The organism is Prevotella pectinovora, assembly GCF_041323955.1.
Taxonomy (GTDB): domain Bacteria; phylum Bacteroidota; class Bacteroidia; order Bacteroidales; family Bacteroidaceae; genus Prevotella; species Prevotella pectinovora.
Window position 1 is genome coordinate 1 of record NZ_JBGLIV010000001.1, and the last position, 15,920, is coordinate 15,920.

Genomic DNA, 15,920 nt, shown 5'->3' on the forward strand with positions numbered 1-15,920 from the left:
AGGTCAAATGAGACGCTCATAGATAAGCGTAGATAAAAGATAGATAAAGGGGGTGTAACTCAATGAGTTACGCCCTTTTTCTATTTTCAGGTTTTTATAAAGGATTCTTGAAAACTGGGCATAAATTTTATAAATTTGTACCGGACGTATATTGTTCACCACGTTGCAGTAAGATAGCGTGGAACGAACGACGGAAAGAATAAACTTTAGACAGTCGAAGTATAGTTTAACCCAAATCATTAGGGCTTGCCTGGATTTTGTTTGGCTTTTAATGAGTAATAGCGGGCTATTGCGAATTAAAAACAAGCAGAAGACGCCTTATAAAGAGCAAAAGACTGCAAGCAGTTATTAAAATTATACATTAAACGGCCTAATGACCGCTTTGGGTTTAATGCGGTATTGTTTGAGGAAGAATGATGAAAGTGAAGAATATAATGATGGCAGTGGCATTGTGTATATAAAGTTATGTCGCATTTTTGTTACTAATTAGCGTGTAATCATAGACATAGCTATACAAAATCAATGAAAACATAAAAGTTTTATAATGTGACTGATAATAAATGCAAGAAAAAGCGTAACTTTGCACCCGATATCTTATCTCTCATTATGAGATATGGATATGAAGATGCAGACATAATATTGATAGAGACACAAAGCCATATAGTAGTAAGAAAGTAAGATGGCCAAGACTACTTGACGAATTTTGTTTTCATCTACTATACTGGACAATATGTACTTCTAAGGTGTGATTTTATGAGCAATGTTATTGTAATAATAGCATCGTCATCATACGTGATGGCAGCTAACAGTGACATAAAGTAGATAAAGAAAATGACGCAGGTTTGCTCGCTTCCTTCTTCTACAGCCGACGTAAACAACGATATGTATAACAACAAGTGTTTACCAAAGGGCATCCACGTTGTTGGGGCTGATAAAAAATCGGCTTCAAAAGTAGGAGGAATGTCCATTAACGAAGAACCGGAGGCTCCATGGGGATATTTGTTTATCCAGCATTTTGCAGCTGGAAAGTTCGACAAGATACTTGAAGAAGGCAATTGGGAAGGCGATTTCATTCCAAAGTGTTTCATTCACCGCACCATTGGTTATAAGCGCAAAGCAAATGGCAAAGGTGTAGTCAAAGAAGAGAAACCTTCAGTAAGCGGCCTCGTATTCTTGCAGGGCGAAACTGAAGACCTGAAGAATTTCCTCCAGAAGAATTTTCCACGATACCATCTTGTAAACAATTGCATGACAGGAGAACCGGCATCCATCAAGAACAGCGTCATGAAGCCGTTCATGAAAGTCATGGAGTCGGAACCGGAACGTGTGACTTTCCTTCGTGATCCTTTTGTGAAATTTGCAAGGGAACACGTGAAGCTCCGTGTTCTGACAGGAATCATGGCAGGACAAGAAGGATATGTCGTACGAATATTGCGCGACCGCCAGCTTGTGATGGACCTTGGAGGTTATGCCGTTGCCATCAGCAATGTGCATAACGAAGATTTCGAAATAGCGGAATAAGAAACTAAATCAAATATAAATATGCGTGATTTCAAAGACATCAGAGTCGCAGTGGCCGGCACAGGCTATGTGGGACTGAGTATAGCTACATTGCTATCACAACATCATCATGTAACAGCAGTAGATGTAATACCAGAAAAGGTAGAAAAGCTGAACAACAGGATTTCACCTATTCAGGATGACTATATCGAAAAGTATTTGGCAGAAAAGCCACTTGATCTCCATGCAGTCTTGTCCCCCTCCCTTCAGGGAGGGACGGGGAAGGCTTCTCCTTATGCTGATGCCGATTTTGTGGTTATTGCAGCACCAACCAACTATGACCCGGTAAAGAACTATTTCGACACTACCCATGTAGAAGAAGTAATCGACTTGGTATTGGAAGTGAATCCTGATGCCGTTATGGTGATTAAGAGTACTATCCCAGTAGGCTATACTCGCAACCTTTACTTGAAATACGCTCAGAAAGGAGTCAAGAAGTTCAACCTCCTTTTCTCCCCAGAGTTCCTGCGTGAAAGCAAGGCTCTCTACGATAATCTTTATCCAAGCCGTATCATCGTAGGCTATCCTAAGATTATCGATAAACCGGAGTTCGAAGCCGAGAACAAGGCAATAGAATCAGTAACCGACGTAGAGATGCTGAAAGAATCTGCCAAGACATTCGCTGCCCTCTTGCAGGAAGGAGCCATCAAGGAAAACATCGACACCTTGTTTATGGGTATGAAAGAAGCGGAAGCCGTTAAACTCTTCGCTAACACTTACCTCGCCCTCCGTGTAAGCTACTTCAACGAACTCGATACTTACGCAGAAGTAAAGGGCTTGGACAGCAAGGCTATCATCGAAGGCGTAGGACTCGACCCACGTATCGGTACACATTATAATAATCCGTCCTTCGGCTACGGCGGTTACTGCTTGCCTAAAGACACCAAGCAGCTCCTTGCCAACTATCAGGATGTTCCTCAGAACATGATGTCTGCTATTGTAGAATCAAACCGCACACGTAAGGATTACATCGCCGATGCTGTATTGCGCAAAGCAGGATGGTACGACTATACCAACAACAACCAGTACGGCCATCCTTTCCCTTCAGGGGAGGGTCAGGGAGAGGCTCCCGTTGTCGGCGTTTATCGTCTGACTATGAAGTCAAACAGTGACAACTTCCGTCAGTCAGCTATCCAGGGCATCATGAAGCGCATCAAGGCTAAAGGCGCAGAAGTCATCATCTATGAACCCACCCTTGAAGACGGCACTACATTCTTCGGCAGCAAGGTAGTCAACAACCTTGATGAATTCAAGGCTCAAAGCAAAGCCATCATCGCCAACCGCTTTGACGATTGCTTGAAGGATGTAGAAGAGAAAGTATATACACGTGACATTTTCCGTCGCGACTAAAGACCCTCCAAACCTCCCTGTTTAGGGAGGCTTACAAGACAAACGAAAAAAACCTTTCTCCACCCCTCCCCCTAAACAGGGGGACTGAGGGGGTCTTCTTCCTCCCCCTAAACAGGGGGACTGAGGGGGTCTTCTTCCTCCCCCTAAACAGGGGGACTGAGGGGGTCTCAAACTATGGATAGGAAATGGATGACAGCAGATCCTTTGGAGTATGAACTTCTTAAGGAGAATGCGAAGAAGAACCGCCAAAATGCTACTGAGGCAGAATCTGTCTTCTGGTCAATGGTTAAAGCATCAGCACTTGGGCAGAGATGCATCAGACAGCATATTATCCCAAAACGGTCATTAGTCCGTTCAATGTATAATTTTAATAACTGCTTGCAGTCTTTTGCTTTTTATAAGGCGTCTTTTGCTTGTTTTTAATTCGCAATAGCTCGCTATTACTCATTAAAAGCCAAACAAAATCCACTCTTCTAAAAAAGCAAAATACAAGCAAGCCCTAATGACCGATTTGGGATTATTGGTGATTATATAGTAGATTTCCTATTCCGCCGAAGCAGACTGATAGTCGAAATTGATGGCGGTTACCATTTCACTGACGAACAGCAACTCTACGATACTATCAGACAAGAATGGTTAGAAAACCAAGGTTTCAAGGTCATACGTTTCACAAACCAAGAAGTCTTATTTAACCCCGATTATGTCATTACAAAAATAAAACAAAACTTATAACCCTCCCCCTGACAGTTAGCCCAATGTCCTCTTCCTCCCCCTAAACAGGGGGACTGAGGGGGTCTTCCATCCTCCCCCTAAACAGGGGGATCGAGGGGGTCTAAATCCTCCGCTCCCCTCCGGACCATCCCCTAAACAGGGGTAATGAGGGGGTCTTTATGGTAGAATACAACTTAAATCTTGAAGGCAAGACAATTCTTGTAACAGGTGCTGCAGGTTTTATTGGCAGCAACCTCGTTAAACGTCTTTTCCACGACGTACAGAACATCAAAGTGATTGGTATTGATTCCATCACAGACTATTATGATGTCAACATCAAACACGAACGACTCAAGGAAATAGAAGAAATAGCATCCTCCCTAAACAGGGAGACCCGAGGAGGGTCCTGGACTTTCGTACACGCATCAATAGCTGATAAAGAAACTGTAGAAAAGATTTTCACCGATAACAAGATAGCTGTTGTTGTAAACCTCGCAGCTCAAGCAGGAGTACGTTACAGTATCACCAATCCAGACGCTTACATACAAAGCAATCTCATTGGTTTCTATAATATCCTTGAAGCTTGCCGCCATCACGAAGTTGAGCATCTTGTTTATGCTTCTTCATCATCTGTATATGGTAGCAACAAAAAAGTGCCATATTCAACAGACGACAAGGTTGACAATCCCGTATCTCTTTATGCCGCAACCAAAAAGAGCAACGAGTTGATGGCACATGCCTACAGTAAACTCTATAACATCCCATCTACTGGCCTTCGCTTCTTCACAGTCTATGGTCCCGCAGGTCGCCCCGACATGGCATACTTCGGATTCACCGACAAACTGGTGAAAGGCGAAACCATCAAAATCTTCAACTATGGTAATTGTAAGCGTGACTTCACATTCGTTGACGACATCGTAGAAGGTGTAGTTCGTATCATGCAGCACGCACCAGAGAAGCAGAATGGCGAAGATGGTCTGCCAATTCCTCCATATAAAGTATATAATATTGGCAACAACTCTCCCGAAAACCTCCTTGATTTCGTTACCATCCTCCAAGAAGAATTGGTTCGTGCAGGAGTATTGCCAAAGGATTATGACTTTGAAGCCCACAAGGAACTTGTACCGATGCAGCCTGGTGATGTGCCAGTAACTTACGCTGACACGACCCCATTAGAGCAGGACTTTGGGTTTAAGCCGAACACAAGTCTAAGAGAAGGATTGAGACGCTTTGCAGAATGGTACGCTCGTTATTACAACAATTAATTCTTGTTCATGATAGTACAACTTACAATCGCTGGCGTTAGTCGAGAATAATTCAACATTCATGCTCTGGCAAGCGGTAAAGCCGATAACAACACTCAATAATCAAAATTGTGCCAATATTCTTGTAAATATTGAATATATCCTTTATCTTTGTGTTATAATACAAATTTAATATTAGGGTTATGCGATACACAGAAGAACGATATATCAGTTTGCTGACCGATTTCGGTTTCAAGCGAATTTTTGGCACTAATCCCAACAAGGATTTGTTAATTGATTTTCTCAACTCTCTGTTTGATGGTGAACAAGTTGTAAAGAACGTGACATTCCTTAATAGTGAGCATGTTGGTGATGTACGTACAGACCGCAAGGCTATATTCGACGTATATTGTGAGAATGAAAAAGGCGAGAAGTTTATCGTTGAGATGCAGAATGCCAGTCAGAAATACTTCAAAGACCGTTCCCTATATTATGCCACATTCCCTATTCGTGAGCAAGCGAAAAAAGGAGAAGTATGGAATTATGAACTCAAGCATGTTTATGTTGTTGCATTACTCAACTACGACATGACAGATTCTGCTTTTGCACAAGATACAATCAATCACGACATCGGCTTGCTTGACAAGCAGACACATAAAGTGTTCAACGATAAACTCACATTTAAGTATGTTGAAATAGCCAAGTTCAAAAAGAGTATAGAAGAACTGAAGACCAATTATGACAAGTGGATTTATGTTCTTCAAAACCTCTCGCGTCTTGACCGTCAACCCAGGTATCTCCAGACAGAAGTCTTTAGTCGTTTGTTTAATCAGGCTGAAATCGCAAGATTCTCAAAAACAGAACTTCGTGAATATGAGGACAGTCTTAAAGCTTATCGCGACATGAAGAACTCGCTGGATAATGCAGAAGAGAAAGGTATTGCAAAAGGACTTGCAAAAGGTCGTGCTGAAGGCAAAAAAGACAAAGCTGTAGAAATAGCAAAAAAACTTCTTGAAATGGATATGCCTATTGACGCTATAATGAAAGCAACAGGCCTTTCACAGGAAGAGATAACTAAACTTTAAGTTTTATAAATGATTACCTTATCCTCCAAAACTATACCGTTGACGCTATTCGTCTTTCTCAGCTCCTCAGCAACACCACAAAAGTCAACATGCTGAAAGTCTGCAAGAAGTTCGACCTTGCTCTGCAAGAGCAAGAAAGGACCATCGGCAAAAGACCTGAGAAAGATGGCGTTTATGAAGGATCTGTATGGGGAATAAACATACTACAAGGCATCATGTAAGTACAGCCTTTATTCAAAATACTGATGCGGTTAACCCACTGAAAAATAGTGGGTACGCTGTATTGATGGTTTACATTTAAAGACTTGCTTAATGCTATTCGCAAGGAGGCAATGTCAAATATGATAAAGGCTTCTATTCGTCAGCAGTTTCCAGAACCTTTAGCCACTCAATATTGTAAAAAGTTTGAGGATTTCGTGATGGTTCTTGACCTATTGGAATATAAGGCTAAGCAAAATTGTAGGTAAAGTAAGAAGTAATATGCCAATATCTTCGATAAGTGAGAACAATGAATGCTTGCTTTAGAACTATAGAGCGAAGAATTTTCGTGCCAACGAGAGTAGAGCCAAACTTGTTTAAGCTATGCCGAGTGCAGCCGAAAATCACTTGCGTGTAAAATATATGAAATACTTAATAAACAAGTAAAATTTTTAACAACTCAATATAAAGGCACTTGTAAAAGTGCCTATACAAAGGGGTATGCCCTAAATTGAGTACTAACAAAAATATCGACACTCTCGATGATATCGTGAAAGTTTTAACCTCTACACAAGGTTACGTAGCCGTAATAATTTAGCAAACTCTAAGTAGATGATTAATTAAAAAGTAGAAATATTCAAACAAATGTTAGATAAATCAACAGAAAATAAAAGGTTCTTCCGTTAAATGCGTAGACGCTTGTCGTGTAGAGCGTATAGCTTTAACGTGAAGAATTCATCATTTCTGAATCCATACATTTGTCTTTTCAGCACTTTAATCTTGTTGTTTATACCTTCAGTAGGGCCATTTGATATCGGGTAGTCATACCATGCAAGTATATATGGCTTGTAGGCCCGCAAGGTAGCAGCCATTTTGACCAATGGCTGTATTTTTGAATCCATGGCCTGCCGCACCCATTCGTTTAGCACCAATTCTGCATCATCCTTGTTGGTTTGGTTCCATATTTCCCTCAAGTCTTCTTTCAGGTAATATGCAATCATCAACGGTTCATTCAAGTTCAGCACATTGTCAAGTCTTGTCTTGTATTTTGCGTCAAAGATGTCGTTGCCGTTTCTCAGCAATATCCAGCGCGTGCCCTTGATTACCTTACGCTTGTTAACGTCTTTCTCAGCATGCCACAACTGGCGGCGCAACTGGTCTATCCTTTCATTCATGAGCTTTACCACATGAAAATGATCCACGACAAGAGAGGCATTGGGGAGATTTGCCGTTACCGCCCCCGTATAAGCAGACGACAAGTCTGTGCATACGGCTTTTATGTCATTCTTTCTGTCTCCGAGCTTGTTCCAGAATTCCTCAAGCGAAGCCTTGCCGTTACCGTCACCTACAAAGACAATCCGCCCGGTTTCCAAGTCTACGACTATCGTCTTGTAAACTTGTCCCTTGTGGGTAGCGAACTCGTCTATGGATATGTATCTGAGGTTTGAAAGGTCAGGGCTGCCATACTCCTTTTGCAGGAACTCCATCTGTATGTTCCGCACCATGTCCCAAGATACATCCAGGAACCATGCAATGTCCTGTATAGTTGCAAAGCGCGACAAGTCTATAACCATATTGGCGAAAGCGGTCGTATGCCTGCGCTTGCCTTTTGCGAAATCGACATCCTCGTTCTTTATGCAGCCACAATCAGAACATTTGACACGTTGGATCTTCATCTCGACGAAAGTCTTTGAACAACCTATCGGCACGCTCACAAAGCGTCTGGCCGTGAAACCATTACGGACTACATTATGGCTTCCACACTCCGGACAGCAAAGTTTGTCTGATGGAGTTTGGATATTCAAAACTATTTTATTACTTTCGCAACGCATATCCAAACATTCTTGCAAGGATATGCCAAAAGCTTTATGCATTATGCTGGCATTCATTTATCATTGAGTTTGGTCACTACAAAGATAGATGATGCCAGCTTTATTTTTATCATAATATAAAATTTTTTTTTCTATCTATGCATTTAACGGAAGAACCAAATAAAAGATTGGCGAAGAACACTATAGTTTTGTACCTCCGTATGTTGTTTATGATGGTACTACAATTATATACGTCTCGTCTTGTTTTACAAGCATTAGGAGTAGAAAATTTTGGTATCTATAATGTTGTGGGCGGAGTAATAGCTATGCTCAATTTTGTGAATATGTCACTCTCCAATGCTAATTCTAGATTCATTGCTGTAGAGATCGGTTCTGAAAATAGAAATGAGCTAAAAAAACTGTTCAGTTGTATAATGTCAATCCATTTGTTTTTTGCTGCAATTATTTTACTATTATCAGAAACCATTGGATTGTGGTTTATTATGACCAAACTAGTAATACCAGAAGAAAGGCTCACAGCTGCGATATGGGTTTACCAAAGTGCAGTATTATCATCAATAATAAGTATTATAAGTTCACCATATAATGGACTTATTATCGCTCACGAAAAGATGTCAGCTTTTGCTGCTATTTCAATATTTGAAACTGTAGCTAAATTTTTCGTTGCTATCGTCCTTTTTTATTCACCAATTGATTGTTTAGTATTATATGCAATCCTTCAAGTATTTATACAACTTGTCATTCGGACTATTTATATGTTATATTGCAAAACAAAATTTGAAGAGAGTTCATATCGAATAATTTGGGATAAAAAGATTTCATCAAATATTCTTTCTTTCGCAGGCTGGACACTTACTGGGAACGTAGCAGTTATGGGATATACTCAAGGATTGAACATTCTGCTAAACATTTTTTTTGGTACAGTTGTTAATGCAGCTCGTGGAATATCAATACAAGTTCAGGCAGCAGCTAGAATGTTTTTTACCGGTTTCCAAACAGCAATTAATCCACAAATAATAAAAGCATATGCGCAAAAAAATTACGATAGACTCCATACACTTGTATTTATGTCAAGCCGTTTTTCATTTTATCTAATGCTACTTGTCACAATACCTCTCTGTATACACACACAATATATTTTGGAACTTTGGCTCGGCAATGTGCCAAAATACACTGCTGAATTTGTACAACTAATGTTGTTAGTTGGTCTTATTAATACTCTTCAAAATCCAACAATGACAGCACTTCACGCTACAGGCAAAATAAAAAAAGTACAGATTATAGAAAGTTCACTACTATTATCTGTTGTCCCTTTGGCATATTTATTTCTTATTACTTATCACATTTCTCCAGTTATGGTCTATGTAATATATTTAGTTATAGAACTTTTGACTCAGCTAGTTAGGGTCTATATGATATATCCAAAGATAAAACTAAAAATGACCGATTACTTTATGAAAGTCATGTACCCTATTTGCCTTGTTTCTATAGTGTCTGCAAGTGTCTGTTTGCCCATAAGTAAAGTTTTAACCGTTTCAAATTTCAGCATGCTTTTAGTCGCTATTGTTACATACGTGATGATGACATCTGGCATTGTATTCATTTTAGGCTTACAACAATCTGAAAAACAATTTGTCTATAAAATTATAAAAAGGCGTTTAAAAAAAACAGATATAGGTCAAAAGTGTAAATTATGAAAGACAATTATCAAAATTGTTTTACTATACTAGTCAAAATTAAAGATGAATTCAACGTTTAACATAAAAGATAATAAGCTGAATATATATATGTTGGCATTAGCCGTGTATCCAGTTTTAAACCTATATTATTTTGGCAGCACGTCTTTTTACTTGCCACAATTTATAACCATATTGTTTTTTTTAACCTCTCTTTTCAAAACAAAACCAATAATGCACATAGTACCTTTGATCTACTTGCTTGGCTGGGGGTATGTTGCATTTCATGACATTTTTTTCGTAAGTCCTTTCAAGTTTACCAAATTGATTCCTGGAGGCATTAATTTTTTCTTGTTTTCTATTAGTTGGGCATTATTTGCAAGCAACTTCGATATAAATAAACTTAGAAAATATGTATTTAATATTTTCCTTATTGCTGCACTATTATTTCTTTACCAAAATGTGGCTTATTATGTCCTAGGTCAAGGTACATCTGTAATTTTACCTATTTCTAATCATTTGAATTACGGGGACTTTACTTTCAGCGAATTACAAATTCATCAGAAAACTAGATTTGCAGGTCGTTTTTCTTCAATTTTTGCAGAACCTTCATATTGGGCTCAATATTGTGTGGTGGCTCTTTGTTTAGAATTATTTTGTGAAGAAAATAAAGGTAAAATATTTTCCAAGAAAGCATTGCTTATATCGATTGTTTTGTTGGCAATCCAATCTGGTGTCGGTGTCCTGTGTTTAGGCTTAATGCTAATTATAAAGCTATATCAAATTATATTTATAAATAAAGATACATCTAAAGTCAAATATTTAATTCTGCTTTTACCAGTTGTGTCTTATGCTGCGTATGTATACATATCCTCAGATATAGGACAAGCATTAGTTGAAAGAGGAAATAACATCAGTGCAACACAGGGTGTTGGAGGAAGAAGTTCATTCTTAAGATTATTTTATGGATGGGAATATTTAGCTACTCAACCTTTTGACACTTTGCTATTAGGTGCCAATAAATTTATTGGAATATCATCAGATGACAATTCTTTTTTTAACTGTGCCTCGTATTATACATTAATGCACGGAATTATAGGAACATCATTTTTGGTATTATTTTACTTCATTAGTGCCAGAAAAAATGGATTATTATCTGTTGCTTCAGCATTAACTCTATTGGCAATATCCATGATGGAGGCTATTTATTTGAGCCCAATTATGTTGCTGCTTACAGTCATGGTTGTGGCACCTCAGAAATAATATTAAAAGATTAATTATGAAAATACTATATTTATCAACACCATCTTTTGCGGATTGTGACATACCATTAGTGCGAACCATGCAGGCAAAAGGTCATGATGTGACTTTCCTTTTAATGCTTGCTCCTCATAATTTGCAATATACAATAATTGATATAAAGAAGGAATATCCCTATACTGGAGTATTTCCTTCAAGTGTATATCCAGAACTTAAAGCCTTTGATGGTTATATTGACATGGATAAGTTCTTTGTTGCAAATAGAACTAGTAATAAAAGTTATTCACTTTCTTATTGGAAAAAGACGCTTTCAATATATCGTTTTATTAGGAGAAATAAGTTTGATGTTATTCATACTCCATGTTTGTTTGGTCTAAAACGTATGCTTTTTTATTTTGCAGGTTGCAAGGTAATAACAACAATACATGATCCATTTCCGCATACAGGTGAAAAGAATGGGACATCTATTCAAAACAGAAAAATAGCAGTTCGTTATAGTAATGGTATTACTTTGTTAAACAATAAACAGAAAGACGAGTTTTGTTCTTTTTATAATGTTAGTTCAAATAAGTTATGTATTAACAAGCTTGGAGTATATGAGAATATTGCATTAATGGCATCTGATGTAATAGCTGATAAAAAGAAAAATATTCTATTCTTTGGTAGAATTTCTCCATATAAAGGCATTGAATATTTATGTGAAGCTATGGAAATTGTACGAAAAGAAATTCCAGATGCGACTCTTACTATTGCAGGTAGTGGCAAATTATACTTTGATATTAAACCTTATCTAACTAAAGGTTATATAGATTTACAAAATAGATTCATCCAAACACATGAAATAGCAACGATGTTGAAACAATGTGCAATATGTGTATGTCCATATATAGATGCAACGCAAAGTGGAGTTATCATGACAAGCTTCGCATTATCAAAGCCTGTTATTGCATCTAATGTCGGAGGATTAAGCGAGATGATAGAAGAGGGAAAATCTGGATTGTTGGTTGAGCCTCAAAATCCGATAGAGCTTGCAAATGCAATTATAAAACTTTTAAAAGATCCAGCAAAATTAGATATGATGGAAGCTTATATAAAGGAATCATATTATAAAGGCAAGGATTCATGGGCAAATATAGCTGAAACGTATATTGATTTTTACAATAGAATAATATGACAACGGTATTGCAATTTATTTCTTCATTTTCTGATGGTGGTGCAGAAACACTGGTCAAGGATTATGGAATACTATTCAAACAACATCCTGAGTTACAAACCAGATGTGTACTTGTTACGCTCCATAATTTTAAAGATAGTGCGAATTATAAAAGACTTCAAAAGTCTGGTGTTGAAGTAATCTCTATCTATAATCACCACAACAAATTGGTAAGTTTGCACAGGCGATTATTTGGTTCTTGGTATGTTTCAAGAAAATTATTGAAAATAATCAAGGAACAAAAGCCTACAGCAATTCACGTACATCTTGGCTTGCTAAGATACCTCCTTCCAATTAGTAATAAACTCAAGAATATAAAACTTTTTTATACTTGCCATAGTGAACCTTCTGTAATGTTTGGTCATGCTAATGGTGAAAAAGAAGCCGCTTCATTTCTGTTAAAGAACAATAAACTTCAAATGATTGCTCTTCACGATGAAATGAAAGCCCAGCTGAATTCTATGTTTGGAATTGACAATGTTATTGTGGTTAATAATGGTGTTAACTTTAAAGCATTTAGAGAAGTTGAAGAAAGCAAAAAACAAATTCGGGATAGATTGAGCATTCCACGAAATGCATATGTCGTAGGACATATTGGAAGATTTAGCGACCCAAAGAATCATCTTTTTTTAATAGATATTTTTGCAGAATTATGTAAACGACAGGAAAACTCATTCTTACTTCTAATAGGATCTGGACCAACGAAAGAAAAGGTCATTCAAAAGGCTTCTGGATTAGGAATTCTATCAAAAATACTAATCCTATCAAATAGAACTGATATACCAGAACTCTTAAAGTGTATGGATGTATTTTTGTTTCCATCATTATTTGAAGGGCTTTCAGTCACTTTAGTGGAAGCCCAAGCAGCAGGCTTAAGATGCATAATATCAGACACAATTAAACCGTATAATATATTGACAGATTCAACAGTACAAGTATCTTTGAATAGTTCAACTAAAATATGGTGTGATACACTTTTAGATGTTAATCAAAAGAGTGACATGCATTATAATATATCTGATTTTGACATGAATCATGTTGTAGAAAATTTAGCTAAAATATATAAGAACAAATAGATATGGGAAGAACATTAAAAGAAATCATAAAAAAGCCATCTTTGTTATTTATGACTTTGGGACATAGGGAGTTTTTTAATTGGATGAATGATGAGACTTACATCAAAACTGTTTTTAAAATATCCATGGGTAAAGATTTGAATCTTGAAAATCCCCAAACATTCAGTGAGAAGTTACAGTGGATGAAGTTGTATGATAGAAATCCTCTTTATACTAAGTTGGTAGATAAGTATGAGGTTAAGGCAATCGTGGAACGAAAGATAGGCAAGGAATATTTAATTCCGACCTTAGGGATATGGGAAAAGTTCGATGAAATAGACTTTGAAAAACTTCCTAATCAGTTTGTTCTTAAGTGTACTCATGATAGTGGGGGATTGATAATTTGCAAAGATAAGAGCAAGTTGGATATTAATAAAGCGAGAAAACTTATTAATAAGTGCTTAAGACATAGCTATTTCTGGGGCGATCGTGAATGGCCATATAAAAATGTGCCACCTAGAATTATTGCCGAGACTTACATGGAGGACTCAAAGACTGCAGAACTTCGTGATTATAAATTCTTTTGTTTTGATGGGCAAGTAAAAGCTCTATTTATAGCGACAAATCGTTCTAAGGGAGCTCATGAAACAAAGTTTGATTTCTTTGATGAAAACTATAATCACCTTCCATTTACTAATGGGCATCCTAATGCAAATGTTATACCAGAAAAGCCAAAGTGTTTTGAGGAGATGAAACAGATTGCAGCAATCCTATCTAAAGGTATTCCTCAAGTTAGAGTAGACTTGTATGAAGTTGACGGCAAGGTCTATTTTGGTGAAATGACATTCTTTCATTGGAGTGGTCACATGCCTTTCCAACCAGAGGAATGGGATTACAAGTTTGGATCATGGATTAAACTGAATATAAATATAAATAAATAGAGGTTGTTTGGGTAAAATGCCACAATATAGAAATTAATTTTGTGGTTTCGTTTGCTAAAGATGTGGGCATATTTATTATTCGTCATTAATTGGTGGTATTTGAAATTGTAGTAGACAAAAACTAAAAACATGGTATTTATAGATTATGGATAATATTGTAATGAGGATATTAATATGCTCACCATAATTATATAAGGCATACCCGTTGGCGGAATTAATTTAATTTGGTCGATATGAGTAAAAGTTGCCCATATCGCTGATTTTCAGTAAAACCAAGAATTTCTGAAAAACTGTCAGATTATCTGGTTTTTGGCTGTAACATTCAGACAGACAGATAGTTGGCTGCCTGGCGATTGTCAGCCAATTGTCTGGATGGTTTGGCTGATGAAAGGAATTGTCAGATGAAAGTAATGTCAGCGGTGAGTAATTCAGACTACGGGAATTGTATGCACTGGCAGAATCCAGAAAACAGGAATATGGGTGTTGCAACATCAACTTATTGGGCATCCGTCTGACAGCAAATCTGCCCAACAGGGGCAAGCAGCGTGCCCGATTTTAACCCAAATCGGTCATTAGAATTAAGAAATTAATTCCGCCAACGGGTAAGGCATTGCTAAATGAACAAAATTAGATTTTATAAACATAATCAGAAATATTCATAAAAAAGAAAAAATATGAATACTATATATTTTGTAAGTCGTGCAAAAACATCAGGTCCTATTAATCAGGGGTTGAATATTTTGAACGGCATGAAGCAGAATGGCCGAGTTCATTCTACTTTTGTTACTTTGGACCCAGAAGTCGCGGAAGATTCGTGGCTTTATAGATATAAAGAGGCAGGAATTAATATCGCCCAATTTAATGAACCTTTGTGGAAGACATTGTTTGCAATACCCAAATTGCGCCGATATGTGAAAAACAATGCTATTGATGTTATTCATGCAAGTGGTTTAAGAGTATGTTTTGTTGCATTGTTTGCTCACACTAAAGCTAAAATCGTAATAACACAAAGATGTAATCCAAACGAGATAGCAGAAAGGTATTCACCTTTAATACAGCCATTCTTTAATGGTTTTTATTTATGGCTAATAAAGAAAATGGATATAATTGTAGCTTGCTCGAAATCAATACAGAAGATTTTGATAAAAGACTATCATATAAATGCAGAGTGTGTCCAAAATGGTGTTAATACAGAATTCTTTAAACCGCTCTCAAAAGATGCAAAGCAACAACTTAGAAAACGGCTGAATTTGCCCGTTGACAAGAAAGTTTATTTGGTGTTAGGAAGTTTTAGACATAGAAAGAACAATGGTCTGATTGTTGAGGCTTTTAAGAGATTGAATCCAAAAGATTCTGTCGTTGTATTTGTAGGTCGTGGGGCTGAAGAAGAAATGCTTAAAGAAAGTGCTAAAGGATTCCATAATATTATTTTTATCGGGCATACTAATACACCTATTGACTATCTGCAATCTGCAGATATTTTGATATCTGCATCATTGGCAGAGGGCTTACCTAATACGGTATTGGAAGCAATGTCATGTGGGCTTCCTTGTATTTTATCTGATATTGGTCCTCATGAGGAAATTGTTGAAGGTACAGAAGCTGGAACTATTTTTGATAAAAATAGTGTTGATGAACTTTGTTCTTGTATACGTGATGTGTCTTCATGGAATTTAGAAGAGAAATCTAAAATTGCACGTAATGTTGCTGTAGAGAACTTTGGTATAAAGTCACTAGCTGCAAAGTACGAGTCAATATATAAGGAAGTTATAAATATGAAATAATATAATAGTAA

The 15,920-nt window shown here is 37.2% G+C and carries 13 protein-coding genes; 12 read left to right on the forward strand and 1 reads right to left on the reverse strand.

The window, feature by feature from the left end; translation table 11 throughout:
• The first annotated feature begins 831 nt into the window (after positions 1 to 831).
• The 6 genes from ACDC99_RS00005 to ACDC99_RS00030 all read left to right on the forward strand — a co-directional run bounded on the left by ACDC99_RS00005 (position 832) and on the right by ACDC99_RS00030 (position 6,171).
• Positions 832 to 1,521: a hypothetical protein gene (locus ACDC99_RS00005; protein WP_288773135.1), complete on the forward strand. Its 690-nt coding sequence runs from the start codon at positions 832 to 834 to the stop codon at positions 1,519 to 1,521.
• A 21-nt stretch (positions 1,522 to 1,542) separates the two neighbouring features.
• On the forward strand, positions 1,543 to 2,910 hold the full coding sequence (locus tag ACDC99_RS00010) for a nucleotide sugar dehydrogenase (RefSeq protein ID WP_042519696.1): 1,368 nt from the start codon (positions 1,543 to 1,545) through the stop codon (positions 2,908 to 2,910).
• Between the two features lie 519 nt (positions 2,911 to 3,429).
• Positions 3,430 to 3,642 (forward strand): endonuclease domain-containing protein, encoded by a 213-nt coding sequence (locus ACDC99_RS00015; RefSeq protein ID WP_370756885.1) that lies wholly within the window; start codon positions 3,430 to 3,432, stop codon positions 3,640 to 3,642.
• Positions 3,643 to 3,800: 158 nt separating this feature from the next.
• Positions 3,801 to 4,886, forward strand: coding sequence for an NAD-dependent epimerase/dehydratase family protein (locus ACDC99_RS00020; protein WP_370755231.1), 1,086 nt, complete (start codon positions 3,801 to 3,803; stop codon positions 4,884 to 4,886).
• 182 nt (positions 4,887 to 5,068) lie between these two features.
• Positions 5,069 to 5,950, forward strand: a complete 882-nt coding sequence (locus tag ACDC99_RS00025) for an Rpn family recombination-promoting nuclease/putative transposase (RefSeq protein ID WP_370755233.1) — start codon at positions 5,069 to 5,071, stop codon at positions 5,948 to 5,950.
• Between the two features lie 89 nt (positions 5,951 to 6,039).
• Positions 6,040 to 6,171 carry a hypothetical protein gene (locus ACDC99_RS00030; protein ID WP_370755235.1) on the forward strand — a complete coding sequence of 44 codons (132 nt, stop codon included), beginning with the start codon at positions 6,040 to 6,042 and terminating at the stop codon, positions 6,169 to 6,171.
• 660 nt (positions 6,172 to 6,831) lie between these two features.
• Here the strand turns inward: ACDC99_RS00030 and ACDC99_RS00035 are convergent.
• The gene (locus tag ACDC99_RS00035; protein WP_042517111.1) at positions 6,832 to 8,037 is read right to left on the reverse strand and encodes an ISL3 family transposase; all 1,206 of its coding nucleotides are present in this window, start codon (positions 8,035 to 8,037) and stop codon (positions 6,832 to 6,834) included.
• A gap of 152 nt (positions 8,038 to 8,189) precedes the next feature.
• Here ACDC99_RS00035 and ACDC99_RS00040 point away from each other — a divergent pair, with 152 nt between their 5' ends.
• The 6 genes from ACDC99_RS00040 to ACDC99_RS00065 all read left to right on the forward strand — a co-directional run bounded on the left by ACDC99_RS00040 (position 8,190) and on the right by ACDC99_RS00065 (position 15,909).
• The gene (locus ACDC99_RS00040; RefSeq protein ID WP_370755237.1) at positions 8,190 to 9,677 is read left to right on the forward strand and encodes a lipopolysaccharide biosynthesis protein; all 1,488 of its coding nucleotides are present in this window, start codon (positions 8,190 to 8,192) and stop codon (positions 9,675 to 9,677) included.
• Positions 9,678 to 9,890: 213 nt separating this feature from the next.
• The gene (locus ACDC99_RS00045) at positions 9,891 to 10,919 is read left to right on the forward strand and encodes a hypothetical protein (protein WP_370755239.1); all 1,029 of its coding nucleotides are present in this window, start codon (positions 9,891 to 9,893) and stop codon (positions 10,917 to 10,919) included.
• Positions 10,920 to 10,935: 16 nt separating this feature from the next.
• Positions 10,936 to 12,090, forward strand: a complete 1,155-nt coding sequence (locus tag ACDC99_RS00050) for a glycosyltransferase family 4 protein (protein WP_370755240.1) — start codon at positions 10,936 to 10,938, stop codon at positions 12,088 to 12,090.
• Entirely contained in the window at positions 12,087 to 13,205 is a 1,119-nt protein-coding gene (locus tag ACDC99_RS00055) for a glycosyltransferase (RefSeq protein WP_370755241.1), read from the forward strand. Before ACDC99_RS00050 ends, ACDC99_RS00055 begins: the two co-directional genes overlap by 4 nt.
• 2 nt (positions 13,206 to 13,207) lie before the next feature.
• Positions 13,208 to 14,125, forward strand: coding sequence for an ATP-grasp fold amidoligase family protein (locus tag ACDC99_RS00060; RefSeq protein WP_370755243.1), 918 nt, complete (start codon positions 13,208 to 13,210; stop codon positions 14,123 to 14,125).
• Between the two features lie 674 nt (positions 14,126 to 14,799).
• Entirely contained in the window at positions 14,800 to 15,909 is a 1,110-nt protein-coding gene (locus ACDC99_RS00065; protein WP_370755245.1) for a glycosyltransferase family 4 protein, read from the forward strand.
• Positions 15,910 to 15,920: the final 11 nt, after the last annotated feature.